Origin of the sequence: Nocardia sp. NPDC049707 (genome assembly GCF_040674855.1) — a bacterium.
Taxonomy (GTDB): Bacteria; Actinomycetota; Actinomycetes; order Mycobacteriales; family Mycobacteriaceae; genus Nocardia.
Window position 1 is genome coordinate 21,870 of the sequence record NZ_JBFANN010000018.1, and the last position, 16,900, is coordinate 38,769.

Here is a 16,900-nt window from a genome sequence, read left to right on the forward strand (position 1 = left end):
ACCCACCGTCGACAATCCGGTGCGCTAAACGCCATCCGGCCCAGCACCGTTCGCCGCCGCATCACCCTTCGCCGCCTCGATACCGCCGGCCGTCCGCAACGGCACTTCCTTCCAGAACACCACCAAGATCAAGGCAAGCAGCGCCACGCCGGTCACCGACAGGAAAACCGTCGACATCGAGTCCGCGAAACCCACCTTGAACGGCCGAGCCAGCTCCGGACTCAGCTGCTGCACGATCGAACTGTCCTGCAGCACCCCACCGGCGGCCGAAGTATCCTGCGCGAGAAGACCTTTCGCGAGCGCGGCATCGGCGGGATTGCTACTGTGCGCCGCCTCGACCACGGCGTGCTGGAACGCCGGATCGGTGGCCGCGGACTTCATCTCGGTGGAGATGTTCGGTGTCAGCTGCGCGAACAGAATCGAGAGGAATACCGCGACACCCATCGTGCCGCCGATCTGCCGGAAGAACGTGGCCGCGGCGGTGGAGACACCCATATCCTTGGGCGGCAACGCATTCTGCACCGCTATGGTGAGCGGCTGCATCAGATTGCCGAGTCCGAATCCGGTGCAGGCCATGAAGATCATCGCGACCCACAGTGGGCTGTCGGCATTCACGAAATGCAATAGGAACAGGCCCAGCGTCAGCATCGTCGCGCCGATGAGCGGGAAGACCCGGTAACGACCGGTACGCGAGATCAGCTGGCCGGATACGACCGAGCCGGTCATCATCCCGAGCACCATCGGCAACATCTGCAGACCCGCCAGCGTCGGGCTGGATCCGCGCACCACCTGTAGATACTGCGGCAGCAGCGAAATACCGCCGAACATCGCAGAGCCGACCACGACCGAGATCACCACGCCGAGCGCGAAGGTCTTATTGGCGAACATCCGCAGCGGGATCAGCGCCTTATCCTTCATTGTCTGCTCGACCAGCACGAACCCGATGACACCGAGCACACCGATCACATAACAGAGGATGGATCGCCCGCTGCCCCACCCCCATTCGCGCCCCTGCTCGGCAACGACGAGCAGCGGCACCAGTCCGATCGCGAGCACGAGCACACCCCACCAGTCGACCCGGTCGGTGGAATGCGGCCGCTTCGGCAGCTTGAGCACCCTGGAGACGACGCCGAGCGCGATCAGGCCGATCGGCACGTTGACGAGAAAGACCCAGCGCCAGCCGCTGATCCCGAGGATGCTGTCCTGTCCGGCCAGTACACCGCCGAGCACCGGGCCGATCACGCTGGAGGTGCCGAATACCGCGAGGAAGTAGCCCTGATACTTGGCGCGTTCCCGTGGGCTGACGATATCGCCGAGGATGGTCAGCGCCAGCGACATCAGGCCGCCCGCACCGAGTCCCTGGAATGCGCGGAATGCCGCCAGCTGGTACATCGACTGCGCCATCGTGCACAGCACCGAACCGACCACGAAGATCGAGATGGCCGCCATATAGAAGGGCTTGCGGCCGAACATATCGGACAACTTGCCGTACAGCGGTGTCGCGAGCGTCGCGGTGATCAGGTAAGCGGTGGTCGCCCATGCCTGCATCGAATAGCCGTTGAGCTGGTCGGCGATGGTGCGGATCGCGGTGGAGACGATCGTCTGATCCAATGCCCCGAGCAGCATGCCGAGCAGCAGACCACTCATGATGGTCAGGATCTGCCTATGGGTGAAACCCGTGGATTCCTCCACGGTGGCCGGTGCGGTCACGAATCGTTCTCCGTCTCGAGGTCGTACATGTTCTGGTCCTGGCGGATGGCCGCGAGCATGGCGGGCTTGGCCTGCTCGTAGTCGTCGACGAAGTGCCGCAGCAGCCCGGCGAACGTGGCCCGGTCCTGTGACGTCCAAGCCGCCATCACTCGGGTCAGGTTTTCGTGCCGCCGCCTGCGAATCCGCTCGGCAGCCTCCCGACCGCGCTCGGTGACGACCAGCACGGTGGCCCGGCCGTCGCTGCGATCGGCCTGCCGCTCGACCAACTGCCGCTCGACCAGATGGGCGACGTGCCGACTGATCGTCGAAGCATCCGAATGCACCGCCTCGGCGAGTGCACCCGAGCGCATCGGCCCGTCACAAAGCAGCCGGAACAGAATCGCGAAGGCCGCCGGATCCACGCCATCCTTGGTGCGCAATTGCGCCGCGGTCCGTTCCCGAATCCGTTGCAGCCGGGTGAGCTGAATCGCTATCGCCTCGACCGACAGCTTGTCCTCATCCACTCGACTCACCTTTACTTGCACCAATCAATTAGTTGCGTGATACAAGTATGTGCGCGACACAACGATTGGGGCAAGCGATTAAGCGGCCTTTACCGGCCCTTGAACTCCGGGGCTCGCTTCTCGAATACCGACTGGATGGCCTCGGTCAGGTCCTCGGACGGCAGGAATGCGGAGTTCCACGCGGAGACATAGCGCAGCCCGGCGGCCACATGATCCTTGGTGCGCTGCTCGAGCACATCCTTCGCGCCCTGCACCACCAGCGGCGGATTCGCGGCGATCTCACGCGCGCTGGCGTGCGCCGCGTCCAGCGCCGCCTCCTGATCGGCGAATACGTCGTTTACCAGGCCGATCTTCTCGGCACGCGCCGCGTCGATATCTTTACCGGTATAGGCGAGTTCGCGCAGATGGCCCTCGCCGATAATGCCGGGCAGCCGGTGCAGCGATCCGATATCGGCGACGATCGCGACCTTCGCCTCGCGCAGGCTGAACTTCGCGTCCGCACTCGCGTAGCGGATATCGGCGGCGGCGATGAGGTCCAGCCCACCGCCGATGCACCAGCCGGAGACCGCGGCGATGACCGGCTTGCGGCAATCGGCCACCGCGGTCACCGCGGCCTGCATCCGGCGCACCTCGTAGAGGAAGTCGGTGCGCGGCGCGGCCAGGGCCTTATCCGCCATCAGCGGACCGAACGTGCCGGCCATCGCGGGCAGGTCGAGTCCGTAGGAGAAATGTTTTCCGGAACCGGTGAGCACAATGGCGCGAATCTCGGGATCGGCGTCCAGTCCGCGGAAGATCTCCGGCAACTCCCGCCAGAAGTCCGGACCCATGGCATTGCCCTTGCCGGGGCCGGTCAGGGTGACCTGCGCGATGTGATCCTTGGTTTCAACGGTGAAGGCCTGCCAATCAGTCATTCTTCCAGCGTAAAGCAGGTGTAAGCAGGGCAGACGACCAGTCCGCGCCACGTGTAAATGGTGTGCAAAATCGGTGCCGGGCACTGGTTTTCAGGTCTTTATCGACCGCATCATGGACGAGTCGGCAAACCCGCATCATCGGGCTCGGAGGCCATCATGCTGATGCATCAAGGAATAGGGCTGGACCGCTTCAACGGCATGGCTCGCGCCCGCGCCGTCCATGCGCTGTTCGAGGTCTGCTGCAATGTCACCTGGGCGGCCACGCTCGCCGATGCCCGCCCCTATCCGGATCGAGATGCGCTGCTGGCCAAGGCGGATGTCGAGTTGCTCGCGCTCTCCCAGTCCGATCTCGATCGTGCCTTCGATTCGGTTGTGCACGAACGGGTCACACAGCGCAGCGTGACCGAGCTGGCGCGGGTCGTGCACGGCCGGATCTACCAGATGCTGGGGCCGACCGGGGGATATCCGGAATATTGACCGACGAACTCGACCCGCGTACGGCCCGGAATCGCTCTACTCTGGTGCCATGCGCATGTCGCTTCCACCAGTCGCATGCCGAGTCGCGGATACCCTGATCGCTCGTGGCCACCACGGTGTCATCGTCACTCAGCCTGCCCCCACGCCCACCGCCGCCGATGCGGCGCGGGCACTAGGCGTCGATGTGGGCGCCATCACGAAATCACTGGTCTTCCTCCTGGACGACGATCCGGTGCTGCTGCTGGTCTCCGGCGCACATCAGGTCGATCTGCGGCGCACCGGCGAACGGCTCGAAGGCAAGCTCACCCGGGCACCCGCCGAACTGGTGCAGGAGGTGACCGGTCAGCCCATCGGCGGCATCGCACCGGTCGGCCATCCCACCAACCTGCCGACCTGGGTGGATAACGCACTGTCCACGCACCGGGAGGTCTGGGCCGCGGGCGGTCATCCGAATACCGTGTTCCGCACCACGTTTCGCGAACTCGTGCGCATTACCGCCGGACTTCCGATCGACGTGGATTGAATTCCGCACCCGCCCCGGAACAGCGCGGACGGCGGAATGGAGATCAATCCAACAACCATGCGACGGTCCATTTCCGACAAACCCGGCGTAGTTTCGTCATGTGAGCGAGCGAACCATCAACACAGCACCAACGGTCGCAGCGGAGCTGAGCGCTAGCGAGGTGGAGCTGTGAGTGAAGCTCAACCCCCCGCCACGGACATCCAGATTCCCGATGATCTGAGCGGTATCACCGCTGAGTTGTATCGCGCCTCCATGCGGCACTATCCGGCGGGCGTCACCGTTGTCACCCTTGGCTCCGCGAACGGTCCGGTCGGCTTCACCGCGACCTCCTTCGCATCGCTGTCCCTGGAGCCCCCGCTGGTCTCCTTCAATATCGCCCACACCTCGTCGAGCCTGACGGCATTGCAGTCGGCCGATTCCGTGGTGATCCATTTTCTCGGCGAACATCAGCACGATCTGGCCAAACGCTTCGCCCGCACCGCCGACCAACGCTTCAGCGACCGCTCCCTGTGGACCACCCTGGACACCGGCGAGCCCGTGCTGCACGGCACCCCCATCTGGATCCGCGCCACCATCCAGCAGCTGATCCCGATCGGTGATCACACCTTCGTCGTCGGCCTGGTCACCCGGGTCCACGACAACACCGACGAACAGCCGAGCGCCGCTCCGCTGCTCTACTACCGCGGCCGGTACTACCGCCCGACCTCGCTCGAAGACTGAGCGCGGCCGGGCGGATTCACCTGCGCGGCAACGCTATAGATCGAGCCAGCGGCTATCCGGCGGCCATGAGTGGTTGTGACGCCGTTGCCGCCTACCGATGCTCGACGCCGAAGCGGGCCAGCTGAATCCCGAAGGTCCGCGCCGATCACCAAGCGAGATGGGTCCGTTAGTATCTGGGGTCGCACATGGCCTGGGTTCAGCGAATTCGGAACGACTAGTGCTTCGAAGTGTGCACAGCCCTACGAAGTTCGCTGTGTCGGCGAGTTGAAAGGTGTTGCCTGCGTAAGCGTTCGATGACGTGACGCGGGTGGGGTCTCCGATTCAGCGACCGAACATCACCTGAGTACCGGTGACTTCGTGACCAGCGTATCGGTTACGGGGCGAGCGGATCTGATCGACGCCCAGTGGGCGCAAGCCCGAGGCCGCGCCAGCCTGATGTGCATGCATAATGGCTGCGCCGCTGCCCCGCAGCGGCGTTATCAGGAAAGGACTTTCGGTTTTGTCGCCCGATCCGATGGCTGTGCACCCGCTGCCCGCTCATGACCGCGTAGTATTTCTGAAGCCGCTGATCCGCTCGCCGAAGATCGTTGTGGGTGACTACACCTACTACGACGATCCCGATGGCGCAACCGGTTTCGAGCAACGCAACGTGCTGTACGCCTACGGGCCGGAGCGGCTGATCATCGGCAAGTACTGCGCCATCGCGGCGGGGACCCGGTTCCTGATGGCCGGTGCCGAACACCCGACGATGGGTGTCTCCACATTCCCGTTCACGATGTTCGGCGGCCAATGGGCCGAGCAGACTCTGGATGTCGTCACCGGTATGCCCAGCCGGGGTGACACCGTCGTCGGCAACGATGTGTGGTTCGGTTACGGCGCGACCGTGCTGCCCGGGGTGCGTATCGGTGACGGTGCGATCATCGCCGCCGGGGCGCTGGTCACTGCCGATGTGCCGCCCTACACCATCGTGGGTGGCAACCCGGCCACGCCGATCCGGCGCCGTTTCGACCCTGCCGACGTCGACCGGCTGCGGCATGCCGCCTGGTGGGATTGGCCGGTCGAGCTGGTGACCGAGCACGCCCGCACGATCATGGCCGGCACCCCGGCCGACATCGAGCGCATCGCCGCCGAGCATCGCGGGCAGGGCGGCCGATGACGACCGTCGAAGAACATCCGGTCTCCGCTCCCGACGAGGGCCCGTACGCGATCGCCACGTGTCCCGACGGCGCATTGTGGTACACGCTGGTCCACAGCGGCCGGATCGGGCGCCTGGTCCCTGGCCAACAGCCCACGATCCACCAACTCGACCCCGACGGTGGCCCGACGATCATCACCGCCGGACCCGACGGTGCGATGTGGTTCACCGAACACCGCGCACACCGGATCGGCCGGGTGACCGTCGACGGCTCGGTGCGGGAGTTCGCACTGCCCACCGCCGAGTGCGGACCGTTCGGCATCGCCGCAGGTTCCGACGGCGCCCTATGGTTCACCGAGACCAACTCCGACAGGATCGGCAGAATCACTCCACAGGGTCAGGTGACCGAGTTCCCACTCCCGACCCCGGGCGCGTTTCCCGCCGCGATCACCGCCGGCGCCGATGGCGCACTGTGGTTCACCCTCAACGCCGGCAACGCGATCGGCCGCATATCCGCGGACGCGAATCCGACGATCACCCTGCACCCGCTGCCGACCGAGGCCGCCGCGCCAGTCGGCATCACCGCCGGCCCGGACGGCGCGGTCTGGTTCGTCGAGATCGGCGCCGGTCAGATCGGCCGCATCGACACCGACGGTGTGATCACGGAATTCCCGCTGCCCGACCGGACCGCCCGGCCGCACGCCATCACGGCCGGCAACGACGGCACCCTCTGGTTCACCGAGTGGGGCGCGAACCGCATCGGCGCCATCACCATCGATGGCGCGATCACCATGCACGAGTTGCCGACCGCGCAGTCGGAACCACACGGCATCACCCTTGGCCCGGATGGCGCGGTCTGGGCGGCATTGGAAATCGGCGCCCTCGCGCGTCTCGCGGTCTAGCGAATTCGACGGCCAGCACACGGGCGCACTACTCGCGCTCGGCAACACACCCCGCTAGCCGATCGAGCAGGGCGAGGTGCCGTCGGTGGAGTCGGGGCGGGCGAAGGGACGGGTCTCGGGTGTCGGATTCCAATGGCCGTCGGTGCTGGCGTAATTCCACGTTGCCCCCTGGGTGACCAGGGTTGCGATGGCCTCTACCAACCGGTCCACATCGGCGGAGCTGGTGCCGACCCCGATGCTGGCACGTAGCGCACCGTCGAGACCGAGGTGCGCGAGCAGCGGGTGGGCGCAGAAGCGGCCGTCACGAATGCCGATGCCGTGTTCGGCGGAGAGGTAGGCCGCGACGTGGCCGGGGAGGAATCCGTCCAGGGTGAAGGCGACAATGCCGACGGTGTCCTGGCTGTCGTCCCAGATGCGCAGCAGGTTGACCCCCGGAATCGCGGACAGGCCGGTGCGCAGGCGGTCGGCGAGCCGTCGCTCATGCGCGGCAAGGGTTTTCGGATCGATCGCGCACAGTGCGTCACATGCGGCGGCGAGCGCGGCCGCGCCGAGGACATTCGGCGAACCGGCCTCATGGCGCTGCGGCGCGGATGCCCATTCCGCATGGGTCGTGGTGACCTCGCGGACCGCCCCGCCGCCCGCCAGATACGGTTCGGCGGCGTCGAGCCAATCCCGGCGTCCGACAAGTACGCCCGCGCCGAACGGTGCGTAGAGCTTATGGCCGGAAAAAGCGAGATAGTCGATTCCGGTGTCGCGCAGGCTGATTCGACGATGCGGCGCCAGCTGCGCGGCATCGACCAGGATACGGGCACCACATTGGTGCGCGATGGTGGCCAGGCGCTCCAGCGGCAGCACCTCACCGGTCACATTCGACGCGCCCGTGACCGCGAGCAATGCGGCTGGCCTACTGCACAATTCGGCGATCAGCTGACGAATGGTCTCCTCGACGGTCGCCGCCGCCGTGACGACGCGGCGCCCGCGCCGGGTCCAGGGCAGGAAGTTCGCATGATGTTCGATATCCAGCACCACGGTATCGCCGAGCACGCAGGCGGCGAGCAGATTCAGCGAATCGGTGGTGTTGCGGGTGAACACCACGACCTGGTCGTCGGCGGCATCGAGGAAGCGGGTGACCGAACCGCGCGCGGCCTCGTAGCACTCGGTGGAGAGCCGCGACGGGTAACCGGCACCGCGGTGCACACTCGCGTAGTGCGGCAGCAGCTGCTGCACCCAGTCGGTGACCTGCGCCAATGCCGGTGCGCTCGCGGCGTAATCGAAGTTCGCGTAGGTGGTCGTTCCGCCCTGCACGAGCGGCACCTGGAGGTCGTCGCCGCAGACCCGGGCGAGGGCGGCACAGCTCTGATCGATTGCAGCGGTCATCACAAAATCCCATCGGCTATGGGACCCGAAATCTGGTGATCATCCGAGTCCGCGCTTGCCGCACCCGGTCAGGCTGCGGCCCTGTCGTCACCCGGAGCACCCCGCCGCGGAGGAGGGTTGCCGACCAGCTAGCCGGGGCTTGACGCTGGTACTCATGACACGAGGCGAGACTGACAGATGCCGCACCGCCTGTCAAGCAAGCCATCGTGCATACACATGCGGTTGAATAAATAACCTTGCAATGCGGAAATATGTGCGCTCTGATCGATCGGTGACACTTTCGCTGCTGCTCAGCTTTGTCGGCCTGTGCATTCTGCTATCGATCACGCCTGGCCCGGACTCTTTCCTGGTACTGCGATTCTCGATCGTGGATGCGCGCCCCGGCATCGCCGCGGCGATCGGCTCGGCAGTGGGCGGGATCGGGTGGGCGGTGGTGGTCGCGGCCGGCGTCGCGGCCCTGCTCGAACAGTCCGCGACGGCCTACCGGACGCTCAAGGTCATCGGCGGAATCTATTTGCTGTACTTGGGAATTCGAGCGCTGATCGAACACCGCAAGCAGCGCGGGGCCGGCACCGCCGCGGCGGCGGAACAGTCGGGTGCGCAGGCCCCGGCCTCGGTCCGCTCAGCATTCGGCGCGGGCCTGGTGTCATGCATGTTCAACCCGAAGGTCGGATTGTTCTATCTGGCGGTGCTGCCACAATTCCTCACCGATGTCACCTTCCTGAACACCCTCACACTCGGCGCCATCGAATGCTCCATTGCCGCCGTCGAGATGATCCTGCTCGCCGTGCTCGCGTCACGGGCGGTTGCGATGTTGCGCCGCCCCCGGGTTCGCGATCGGCTCGAGCAGATCAGCGCGGCCATTCTCGCCGTCCTCGGCATCGGCACGGCCGCCTCGGCCGCGTGATGCACCCGGCCGGTCGCCACCGACCGAGCGCACGACATCACGACTTCGACTGAATCTCCTTGCGCCACAGCAATAGCGACGCGAACAACGAGATGACAGACGCGGCGGCGAGCCACCAGAACGCCTGCCGGAATCCGGCGTCCACCGGCAATCCGGCATCGGCCGCGCGATACAGCACCACACCGAGCAATGCCGCTCCGATCGACCCGCCGACCCGTCGCAGAATCTTCACGAACGACACCACCACGCTCGGCGTCGACCGCAGCGAGGTGGTTCGGCTGATCGATGGCCTGGAAGCGGCCGGATTCGTCATCCGCACCCGCGATACGACGGACCGGCGCAAATATCGGCTGTCCATCACCCAGCCGGACGCGCCGAGCGCCGCAAGACCGATGAACTCATCGAGCAGGCCGCCGAACGGGTGCTACACCGACTCGACGACGAGGAGCGGCGCACCCTGCATCGCCTGGCGCTGAAGGCGCTCGGCGAAGAGGTCTGAGGCGATACCGCAGGTACCGTGGACAGTTGATCACCATGGAGTTTGCCCACTGGTAACCCCACTGTGCGACAACAACGAGGAAGCGCTAGGCAGGTTTATGAGAGGCGGGCAGGACGTGATGCTGCAGCCGCAGGTCGACACCGCGGCAGGCACGGACCCGGTGAACGGGCTCCGTGCGCCCGGCCCCTTGCTGCGTGGCACATCCGCGCCGCAGGCCAGGACCCTTGTCGACATCCTGAACAGCACCGCGGCGGCCCATCCGGAAGCCCCCGCGATCGATGACGGTCAGGTGGTGCTCAGCTACACCGAACTGCTGGCCGAGATCGACACCGGCGTCGTGCGCTTGACCGCGGCAGGTGTGCGCCCCGGCGACCGCGTCGGGGTGCGCATGCCGTCCGGCACCCATGAGCTTTACGTCACGATTCTGGCCATTCTTTTTGCCGGTGCGGCCTACGTCCCGGTGGACGCCGACGATCCGGAGGAACGCGCCCGACTCGTCTTCGGTGAGGCCCGCGTCACCGCGATCGTGACCGCCGAAGGTGTCGAACCGACCGTGGCCGCCGTCGAACGGTCCGAACCGACCGGCGCGGCTTCGACCATTCGCCCCACCCCGACCGACGACGCCTGGATCATCTTCACCTCCGGATCCACCGGCACCCCGAAGGGCGTCGCCGTCACCCACCGCAATGCCGCCGCCTTCGTCGATGCGGAAGCGCGCCTGTTCCTTCCGAATGCTCCGATCGGTCCGGGCGACCGGGTCCTGGCCGGACTCTCGGTCGCCTTCGACGCCTCCTGCGAGGAAATGTGGCTGGCCTGGCGCAACGGCGCCTGCCTGGTGCCCGCGCCGCGCGCCCTGGTCCGCACCGGTGCGGATCTCGGTCCCTGGCTGGTCCGTCGCGAAATCAGCATTGTCTCCACGGTGCCCACCCTTGCCGCGACCTGGCCCGCAGAGGCGCTCGACCCGGTCCGGCTGCTGATCTTCGGCGGTGAGGCCGTGCCGCCCGAACTCGCCGAACGTCTTGCCGGAAAACACTCGGCGCGGGCGAAGAACGGCGAAGCGGTAGCGGACCACGCGGAGCCCCGCGAACACCCCGAATCGGATTCCGATTCCGAGCGCGAGGTCTGGAATACCTACGGCCCCACCGAAGCAACGGTCGTCGCCTGTGCGGCACTGCTGGACGGTGGCTTCCCGGTCCGGATCGGACTCCCGCTGGACGGCTGGGACCTGGAAGTCGTCGATGCCGCCGGAAATCCGGTGAGCGAGGGCGAATCCGGCGAACTCGTCATCGGCGGTGTCGGCCTGGCCCGCTACCTCGATCCGACCAAAGACGCCGAAAAGTACGCTCCCCTACCGTCACTCGGCTGGAACCGCGCCTACCGCAGCGGCGATCTGGTCCGCAAGGACAGCGCGGGTCTGGTTTTCCTCGGCCGCGCCGACGATCAGATCAAACTCGGCGGGCGCCGCATCGAACTCGGCGAACTCGATAACGCCCTACAGCACCTACCCGGCGTTACCGGCGCCGCGGCCGCGATCCGCACCACCAAGGCGGGCAATAAGATCCTCGTCGGCTACCTCACCGGCACCGCACCTGACTTCGACCTCAAGGCCGCCAGAGCCCAACTCGCCGAACAACTTCCGGCCCCGTTGGTCCCCCGGCTCGCCATCGTCGCCGATCTGCCCACCCGCACCTCGGGCAAGGTCGACCGCGATGCCTTGCCATGGCCGCTGCCGAACACCTCCGAAACCGAGACCGCGCGCGGCGACCTCACCGAAACCGAGCAGTGGATTGCCGGGCTGTGGGATTCGATTCTCGGCGCCGAGGTCACCGGACCGGATACCGACTTCTTCGATCTCGGCGGCGGCTCGCTTTCGGCCGCCCAATTGGTCACCGCACTGCGCGAACGGTATCCAGGCAGCACCGTCGCCGATCTCTACGACCATCCACGCCTCGGCGCACTGGCCGAACTGCTCGACGAGACCGCGCCGAGCGCCGCCGTCGAGGAACGCATCGTGCGCCCGACGCCGCTGCGCGCCCAATGCGTCCAGATGCTGGCCACCGTTCCGCTGACAACGCTCACCGGACTGCAGTGGCTCACCTGGTTGGCCATTGTCGGCAATATCGCGGGCTGGTCCGGCTCGTTGCCGTGGCTGCCGCATCTGTCCTGGTGGTGGACGCTGGCCGCGTTCCTGCTGTTCATCTCGCCGCCCGGTCGCATGGCGATCTGCGTGACCGGCGCCCGAATTCTGCTGCGCGGCGTGCGCCCCGGCAGCTATCCGCGCGGTGGATCGGAGCACCTGCGACTGTGGGCGGCGGTCCGGCTCTCGGAAGCCAGCGGAGCCGAGAGCCTGTCCGGTGCGCCGTGGATGGTGCCGTTCGCGCGGGCACTCGGCGCGAAGATCGGCACGGGCGTCGACCTGCACACCCTGCCGCCGGTCACCGGCATGCTCGAACTCGGCGACGGCTGCAGTGTGGAGCCCGAGGTCGACCTGTCCGGCTATTGGATCGATGGCGACGTGGTGCACATCGGCCCGATCACCATCGGCGCGGGCGCGGTGGTCGGCGCGCGCTCGATCCTGTTGCCCGGCAGCAAAATCGGTAAGAACGCCGAGGTCGCAGCCGGATCTTCGGTATCAGGCAAGGTCAAGGCCGAACAGGAGTGGGCGGGCTCGCCCGCCACGAAAGTCGGTAAGGCCCCGCATCGTTGGCCCGCGCACACCCCCGCGCGGGCCGCGCACTGGGTCGCAATTTTCGGCGTGACCTCGATGGCATTGGCGGCCATGCCCATTCTCGGTCTGGCCGCGGGCGGCGCCTTCATCGCCTGGTTCATCCGCGACGCCCAGACCCTCGCGGGTGCGCTCGGCAAGGGTTTCGCCATCCTGCCCGTCGCGACACTGCTCAGCCTCGCCCTATACGCCGTGGCCACGGTCATCGCGGTCCGGCTGCTCAGCATCGGACTCACCGAGGGCCATCATCCCGTCCGCAGCCGGGTCGGCTGGCAGGCCTGGGCCACCGAGCGGCTGCTGGATTCGGCGCGCACCTTCCTGTTCCCGCTCTACGCCAGCCTGCTGACCCCGCTGTGGCTGCGCCTGCTCGGCGCGAAGGTCGGTAAGAGCGTCGAGGCGTCCACGGTGCTGTTGCTGCCGAAGTTCACCACGGTCGCCGACGGCGCGTTCCTCGCCGACGACACCATGATCGCCAGCTACGAACTCGGCGGCGGCTGGCTGCATATCGGCGATGCGAAGGTCGGCAAGCGCGCCTTCCTCGGCAATTCCGGGATGACCGCACCCGGTCGACGGGTGCCGAAAAACGGGCTGGTCGCGGTGCTCTCGGCCGCACCGTCCAAGGCCAAGGCGGGTTCGTCCTGGCTCGGCAGCCCACCGGTCCGACTGCGCCGCGCCGCCGAAACCGGCGATACCGAACGCACCTTCAACCCGCCGCTGCGGCTGAAGGTGTTCCGCGCCATCGTGGAAACCTGCCGACTCATCCCGGTGCTGGTGACCTTCGCCATCGGCCTCGGTGTGCTGTTCACCCTGGCCTGGATCGCGGAGTCGGCCGGATACCTGGTCGCCGGACTGCTCTGCGGATTGGTGCTGATGGCCGCCGGTGCGATCGCGGGGGCGAGTGCGGTCACCGCGAAGTGGCTGCTGGTCGGGCGCATCGGCGCCGAGGAGCATCCACTGTGGAGTTCGTTCGTGTGGCGCAACGAGGTTGCCGACACCTTCGTCGAAACCGTTGCCGCACCATGGTTCGCGCGCGCCGCGACCGGCACACCCGTACTGAATCTGTGGCTGCGTGGACTCGGCGCGAAGATCGGGCGCGGGGTATGGTGCGAGTCCTACTGGCTACCGGAGGCGGACCTGGTGACACTCGGTGACGGTGCGACCGTGGAACGAGGCTGTGTGGTGCAGACCCACCTCTTCCACGATCGAATCATGGCCATGGACACCGTAACCCTCGGTGCCGGCGCCACCCTCGGGCCGCATTGCGTCGCCCTGCCCGCAGCGAGTATCGGCGCGGGCGCGACCATCGGTCCCGCATCGCTGGTCATGCGCGGTGACACCGTGCCGCCGTCCACCCGCTGGTGGGGCAATCCGATCGCGCCGTGGTCCAGTGCGGCGCCGAGGCCGAGTGAGGTCGGAGCGGCCAACTGATGCGTGGCAAGTTCTACGAAGAGCCCATCGACGAATACCTACCGCAGAACGGAAATCGCGGCTATCGAGTGTCGCGGTACGAACTGGAGCTGACCTATAAGGTCGCCAGCAACCGTCTGGCGGGCCGGGCCGCGATCACCGCGGTGACCACCGGCGTGCGGGACCGTTTCGCGTTCGACCTGTCCCAGGCGCTCGCCGTCGCCAAGGTCTTCGTCAACGGGACCAAGGCCGCGAAATACACCCATCAGCACGGCAAACTCGTGATCACCCCGCAGCAGCGGATTCCGGCGGGTGGCGTGCTCGGCCTGGTCATCCAGTACGCGGGCATACCGAAGCCGGTGCGCGGGCCGTGGGGTGATGTCGGATGGGAGGAACTGACCGAGGGCGCCCTGGTCGCCAGTCAGCCCAATGGCGCCGCGTCCTGGTTCCCGTGTGACGATCACCCGAGTTCCAAAGCCAGCTACCGAATTTCGATCACCACCGACACCCCGTACTACGCGCTGGCCAATGGCACCTTGGTCGGCAAGCAGACCAAGGCCAGCCAGACCACCTGGGTCTACGAACAGCCCGAACCGATGTCGAGCTATCTGGCCACCATCCAGATCGGGCCGTACCGGAAACACCGCATCGGTAGCCCGCGCCGTTCGGTGCCGATGCAGGCCATCATCCCGCCGCGACTGCGCGCCGATTTCGACCACGACTTCGAGCGCCAGCCGAAGATGATGGAACTGTTCACCGAGAAGTTCGGTCCGTATCCGTTCGAGGGGTACACCGTGGTGATCACCGATGACGAACTCGAGATCCCGATCGAGGCCCAGGGCATCTCCGTCTTCGGCGCCAACCACTGCGACGGCCGCCGCGGCGCGGAACGCCTTGTCGCACACGAACTCGCGCACCAGTGGTTCGGCAATAGCCTCACCATCGGGCAATGGCGTGATATCTGGCTGCACGAGGGCTTCGCCTGCTATGCCGAGTGGATCTGGTCGGAGGCCGCGGGCGGGCCGACCGCCGATCAGCTGGCGCGCGCCGCCAGACACAATCTGTCCAGGGAGCCGCAGGACATCATCGTCGGCGATCCAGGCCCACAGCGCATGTTCGACGATCGGGTATACAAGCGCGGCGCCCTCACTCTGCATGCCCTGCGCCTGGAACTCGGCGCATCGGCCTTCTGGGATCTACTGCACGAGTGGACGATTCGCTATCGGCACGGGTCGGTGAGCACCGAGGAGTTCACCGATCTGGCCGGGCATTACAGTCTGGTGTCGCTGCGGCCGCTGTGGGATGCGTGGTTGCGCACCAAGCCGCTGCCGCAATTGCCGCCGTCCGGCGGATAGTCCAGCACGACCTCGCGTCAGAAAACCAGGTAGCGCGTGGCGAGCTCTTCGATCAGCGGGTCGTCCTCGGCGACGCTGTCGAGTGCGTCGAGATCGGCCCCGACCGAGATCTGGCGCGGGTCGTCCTGCTCCTGGTCTCGGATGCCGTCCTCGTCGAGCTGGCGCAATAGCTTCGCCCGCACCCGTTCCTTCAGCGAATCACTCATATCCGAAAGCCTGTCCGAACGGTTAGACCGGCGTGAGCCAGGTCCCCCACGGCGTATTGCGCAGCACCGTATAGCCGATGAGCAGCACGAAGAACACCCACATCGTGATGGGGCGCAGGCGTGGTAGTCGCATCCGCTCACCGCGCCAGGCCCGGATCGACCAGTCACCGATCCACAGCACGAAGGCCAGCACCAGCGGCACCACGAGCAGATTGCTGTGTATCGCATCGAGAATTCGGCCGTCGGTCAGATTGTGCATGCCCCGCATGCCGCCGCAGCCGGGGCAATAGAACCCCGTCAGCGCGTAGACCGGGCAGATACCGTAGGAGCCTTCGCTGTGTGGATCCCGGAAATGCAGTAGGGCCGCGGATCCGACGCCGATGCCCGCCGCCACCAGTGGCCATCCCATGGCGCGCAGCCCGGTGTGCCTCGGCTGTTCGGGTCGGGGGTCGCCATAAGGTGCGACCGGTACCGCATGCCTCATCTCCACAAGCATCAAAGGTAGTCGCGGCCGCCGCACCCCGCACCCGCTATTCAGGCTGGGCGAAGCGCAATATATTGCCGAACGGATCGGCCAATTCGAAACCCGGCCCGCCCGGCCCATCCTCCGGACATCCCGGCTTCGCATACCGATAGTCCTTGCCCGCCAATTCGGCATGCAGCGCCTTGATGTCATCCACCGCGATCCACGCCACCGATCCGGGGGTGCCGTCACCCGTGATGCTCACTCAAATGCACCGTCGCCGACGACCGCGACAACTGCGCGTACAACGGAAAGTTCACACCGAACCGGTGTTCCCAGTCGACGGTGAATCCCAGATAGTCGCAGTAGAACTCATACGCCTTGGCACTATCGAATATGCGCAGCACCGGGATGGGCGTCGCCAATCGGACCGCATCGGAAGCCATGCCCGGAATACTGGCAGCCGCTACCGACATGATCGATTCCCTCCGGCATTTCCGCAGCTAGAGTAGAATTTCTCGATGTGGACGCAGCTGGTGTTACCCGGCTCGACGGATTCGGGGTGAGCGCGGCTCGCAAGCTCGAATTCGGGCATGTGGGCCACTGGTACGCGCCCCCGGACAGCGATTTCTCCGGCTCGGTCGCGGTCGAAATCGACCCCGGCGACGGCTCGTCCGTGGTCGTTTTCGTGCGCGCTCCCAACCGTCGCGATGTCCCCGGCGACTTCCACCCGGACGATCAGGTCTGCCTGGTCATGCCCGAGGATATCGCCGACTTCCTCACTCCCAGCTGACCAAGTCACGCATCCTGCCGCACCTGTTTCGGGCGCTCGGAAACCGGGCTGATCCCTAGAGCGGGTGCGCGATTGTGTGGTGGGACAAGGGAGTTGGGGGCAAGACGAACCGGGCTGCGGGGGTAACGGGCAGCTCAGGATCAGGCGATAGCCAGGGAAGAAAAGGCTCGTGCTCGATGTTTTTCTAAGAGGACTGTTGGACGACCTAATTTCGGGTATCCACCCGATAGTGCCAGGATTTCCGCCATCGGAAGTGCTAGCACTTGCAAGCACTTAGCTTGCATCGT

Annotated in this window: 19 protein-coding genes and 1 riboswitch; of the genes, 10 read left to right on the forward strand and 9 right to left on the reverse strand. The window is 66.2% G+C overall.

Going from position 1 to position 16,900, the window contains the following annotated elements:
* Positions 1–24: 24 nt before the first annotated feature.
* The 3 genes from AB0J29_RS17780 to AB0J29_RS17790 form a co-directional block, all read right to left on the reverse strand.
* Positions 25–1,647, reverse strand: coding sequence for an MDR family MFS transporter (locus AB0J29_RS17780; protein ID WP_364786919.1), 1,623 nt, complete (start codon positions 1,645–1,647; stop codon positions 25–27).
* A gap of 59 nt (positions 1,648–1,706) precedes the next feature.
* Positions 1,707–2,213 carry a MarR family transcriptional regulator gene (locus AB0J29_RS17785; protein WP_364786695.1) on the reverse strand — a complete coding sequence of 169 codons (507 nt, stop codon included), beginning with the start codon at positions 2,211–2,213 and terminating at the stop codon, positions 1,707–1,709.
* 89 nt (positions 2,214–2,302) lie between these two features.
* Positions 2,303–3,124, reverse strand: a complete 822-nt coding sequence (locus AB0J29_RS17790; RefSeq protein WP_364786699.1) for a crotonase/enoyl-CoA hydratase family protein — start codon at positions 3,122–3,124, stop codon at positions 2,303–2,305.
* 156 nt (positions 3,125–3,280) lie between these two features.
* Between AB0J29_RS17790 and AB0J29_RS17795 the strand changes: the two genes are divergently transcribed.
* The 5 genes from AB0J29_RS17795 (at position 3,281) to AB0J29_RS17815 (ending at position 6,881) form a co-directional block, all read left to right on the forward strand.
* Entirely contained in the window at positions 3,281–3,601 is a 321-nt protein-coding gene (locus AB0J29_RS17795) for a 2-oxo-4-hydroxy-4-carboxy-5-ureidoimidazoline decarboxylase (protein ID WP_364786702.1), read from the forward strand.
* A 49-nt stretch (positions 3,602–3,650) separates the two neighbouring features.
* The gene (locus tag AB0J29_RS17800) at positions 3,651–4,124 is read left to right on the forward strand and encodes a YbaK/EbsC family protein (RefSeq protein ID WP_364786705.1); all 474 of its coding nucleotides are present in this window, start codon (positions 3,651–3,653) and stop codon (positions 4,122–4,124) included.
* Positions 4,125–4,292: 168 nt separating this feature from the next.
* Complete coding sequence (locus AB0J29_RS17805) at positions 4,293–4,844, forward strand: flavin reductase family protein (protein WP_364786708.1); 552 nt, start codon at positions 4,293–4,295, stop codon at positions 4,842–4,844.
* A gap of 514 nt (positions 4,845–5,358) precedes the next feature.
* Positions 5,359–6,000 carry a CatB-related O-acetyltransferase gene (locus AB0J29_RS17810; RefSeq protein WP_364786711.1) on the forward strand — a complete coding sequence of 214 codons (642 nt, stop codon included), beginning with the start codon at positions 5,359–5,361 and terminating at the stop codon, positions 5,998–6,000.
* Positions 5,997–6,881: a virginiamycin B lyase gene (locus AB0J29_RS17815; protein ID WP_364786714.1), complete on the forward strand. Its 885-nt coding sequence runs from the start codon at positions 5,997–5,999 to the stop codon at positions 6,879–6,881. Before AB0J29_RS17810 ends, AB0J29_RS17815 begins: the two co-directional genes overlap by 4 nt.
* Positions 6,882–6,935: 54 nt before the next feature.
* Here AB0J29_RS17815 and AB0J29_RS17820 read toward each other — a convergent pair whose 3' ends face one another.
* Positions 6,936–8,258, reverse strand: a complete 1,323-nt coding sequence (locus AB0J29_RS17820; RefSeq protein ID WP_364786717.1) for an aminotransferase class V-fold PLP-dependent enzyme — start codon at positions 8,256–8,258, stop codon at positions 6,936–6,938.
* Positions 8,259–8,304: 46 nt separating this feature from the next.
* Positions 8,305–8,418: riboswitch (SAM riboswitch) on the reverse strand.
* 111 nt (positions 8,419–8,529) lie between these two features.
* On the opposite strand from AB0J29_RS17820, the gene AB0J29_RS17825 reads away from it, so the two are divergent.
* Positions 8,530–9,165, forward strand: coding sequence for a LysE family translocator (locus AB0J29_RS17825; protein WP_364786720.1), 636 nt, complete (start codon positions 8,530–8,532; stop codon positions 9,163–9,165).
* Between the two features lie 37 nt (positions 9,166–9,202).
* Here AB0J29_RS17825 and AB0J29_RS17830 read toward each other — a convergent pair whose 3' ends face one another.
* Positions 9,203–9,397 (reverse strand): hypothetical protein, encoded by a 195-nt coding sequence (locus AB0J29_RS17830; protein WP_364786723.1) that lies wholly within the window; start codon positions 9,395–9,397, stop codon positions 9,203–9,205.
* A 37-nt stretch (positions 9,398–9,434) separates the two neighbouring features.
* Between AB0J29_RS17830 and AB0J29_RS17835 the strand changes: the two genes are divergently transcribed.
* The 3 genes from AB0J29_RS17835 to AB0J29_RS17845 all read left to right on the forward strand — a co-directional run bounded on the left by AB0J29_RS17835 (position 9,435) and on the right by AB0J29_RS17845 (position 15,151).
* Positions 9,435–9,641 (forward strand): hypothetical protein, encoded by a 207-nt coding sequence (locus AB0J29_RS17835; protein ID WP_364786726.1) that lies wholly within the window; start codon positions 9,435–9,437, stop codon positions 9,639–9,641.
* Between the two features lie 141 nt (positions 9,642–9,782).
* On the forward strand, positions 9,783–13,817 hold the full coding sequence (locus AB0J29_RS17840; RefSeq protein ID WP_364786922.1) for a Pls/PosA family non-ribosomal peptide synthetase: 4,035 nt from the start codon (positions 9,783–9,785) through the stop codon (positions 13,815–13,817).
* Positions 13,817–15,151 carry a M1 family metallopeptidase gene (locus AB0J29_RS17845; protein WP_364786729.1) on the forward strand — a complete coding sequence of 445 codons (1,335 nt, stop codon included), beginning with the start codon at positions 13,817–13,819 and terminating at the stop codon, positions 15,149–15,151. The genes AB0J29_RS17840 and AB0J29_RS17845 overlap by 1 nt, the downstream gene beginning before the upstream one ends.
* A 17-nt stretch (positions 15,152–15,168) precedes the next feature.
* Here the strand turns inward: AB0J29_RS17845 and AB0J29_RS17850 are convergent, their stop codons facing one another.
* Genes AB0J29_RS17850 through AB0J29_RS17865 form a run of 4 tightly spaced genes read right to left on the reverse strand, consistent with a single transcriptional unit; the run spans position 15,169 to position 16,296 of the window.
* Complete coding sequence (locus AB0J29_RS17850; protein ID WP_364786732.1) at positions 15,169–15,357, reverse strand: hypothetical protein; 189 nt, start codon at positions 15,355–15,357, stop codon at positions 15,169–15,171.
* Between the two features lie 22 nt (positions 15,358–15,379).
* On the reverse strand, positions 15,380–15,841 hold the full coding sequence (locus tag AB0J29_RS17855; RefSeq protein ID WP_364786735.1) for a DUF2752 domain-containing protein: 462 nt from the start codon (positions 15,839–15,841) through the stop codon (positions 15,380–15,382).
* Between the two features lie 46 nt (positions 15,842–15,887).
* Positions 15,888–16,085, reverse strand: a complete 198-nt coding sequence (locus AB0J29_RS17860) for a glyoxalase superfamily protein (RefSeq protein WP_364786738.1) — start codon at positions 16,083–16,085, stop codon at positions 15,888–15,890.
* Positions 16,069–16,296, reverse strand: a complete 228-nt coding sequence (locus AB0J29_RS17865) for a glyoxalase superfamily protein (RefSeq protein WP_364786741.1) — start codon at positions 16,294–16,296, stop codon at positions 16,069–16,071. Before AB0J29_RS17865 ends, AB0J29_RS17860 begins: the two co-directional genes overlap by 17 nt.
* A gap of 47 nt (positions 16,297–16,343) precedes the next feature.
* Between AB0J29_RS17865 and AB0J29_RS17870 the strand changes: the two genes are divergently transcribed.
* A complete protein-coding gene (locus AB0J29_RS17870; RefSeq protein WP_364786744.1) occupies positions 16,344–16,613 on the forward strand; it encodes a hypothetical protein in 270 nt (89 codons plus the stop codon).
* Positions 16,614–16,900 lie beyond the last annotated feature (287 nt).

Excerpts from the sequence above, each read along its gene's own strand:
- AB0J29_RS17850 (WP_364786732.1), bottom strand. The coding sequence starts at position 15,357 with ATGAGTGATTCGCTGAAGGAACGGGTGCGGGCGAAGCTATTGCGCCAG.
- AB0J29_RS17820 (WP_364786717.1), bottom strand. The coding sequence starts at position 8,258 with ATGACCGCTGCAATCGATCAGAGCTGTGCCGCCCTCGCCCGGGTCTGC.
- AB0J29_RS17780 (WP_364786919.1), bottom strand. The coding sequence starts at position 1,647 with ATGAGTGGTCTGCTGCTCGGCATGCTGCTCGGGGCATTGGATCAGACG.
- AB0J29_RS17865 (WP_364786741.1), bottom strand. The coding sequence starts at position 16,296 with ATGTCGGTAGCGGCTGCCAGTATTCCGGGCATGGCTTCCGATGCGGTC.
- AB0J29_RS17790 (WP_364786699.1), bottom strand. The coding sequence starts at position 3,124 with ATGACTGATTGGCAGGCCTTCACCGTTGAAACCAAGGATCACATCGCG.
- AB0J29_RS17810 (WP_364786711.1), top strand. The coding sequence starts at position 5,359 with ATGGCTGTGCACCCGCTGCCCGCTCATGACCGCGTAGTATTTCTGAAG.
- AB0J29_RS17840 (WP_364786922.1), top strand. The coding sequence starts at position 9,783 with ATGCTGCAGCCGCAGGTCGACACCGCGGCAGGCACGGACCCGGTGAAC.
- AB0J29_RS17800 (WP_364786705.1), top strand. The coding sequence starts at position 3,651 with ATGCGCATGTCGCTTCCACCAGTCGCATGCCGAGTCGCGGATACCCTG.
- AB0J29_RS17855 (WP_364786735.1), bottom strand. The coding sequence starts at position 15,841 with ATGAGGCATGCGGTACCGGTCGCACCTTATGGCGACCCCCGACCCGAA.
- AB0J29_RS17795 (WP_364786702.1), top strand. The coding sequence starts at position 3,281 with ATGCTGATGCATCAAGGAATAGGGCTGGACCGCTTCAACGGCATGGCT.
- AB0J29_RS17815 (WP_364786714.1), top strand. The coding sequence starts at position 5,997 with ATGACGACCGTCGAAGAACATCCGGTCTCCGCTCCCGACGAGGGCCCG.
- AB0J29_RS17845 (WP_364786729.1), top strand. The coding sequence starts at position 13,817 with ATGCGTGGCAAGTTCTACGAAGAGCCCATCGACGAATACCTACCGCAG.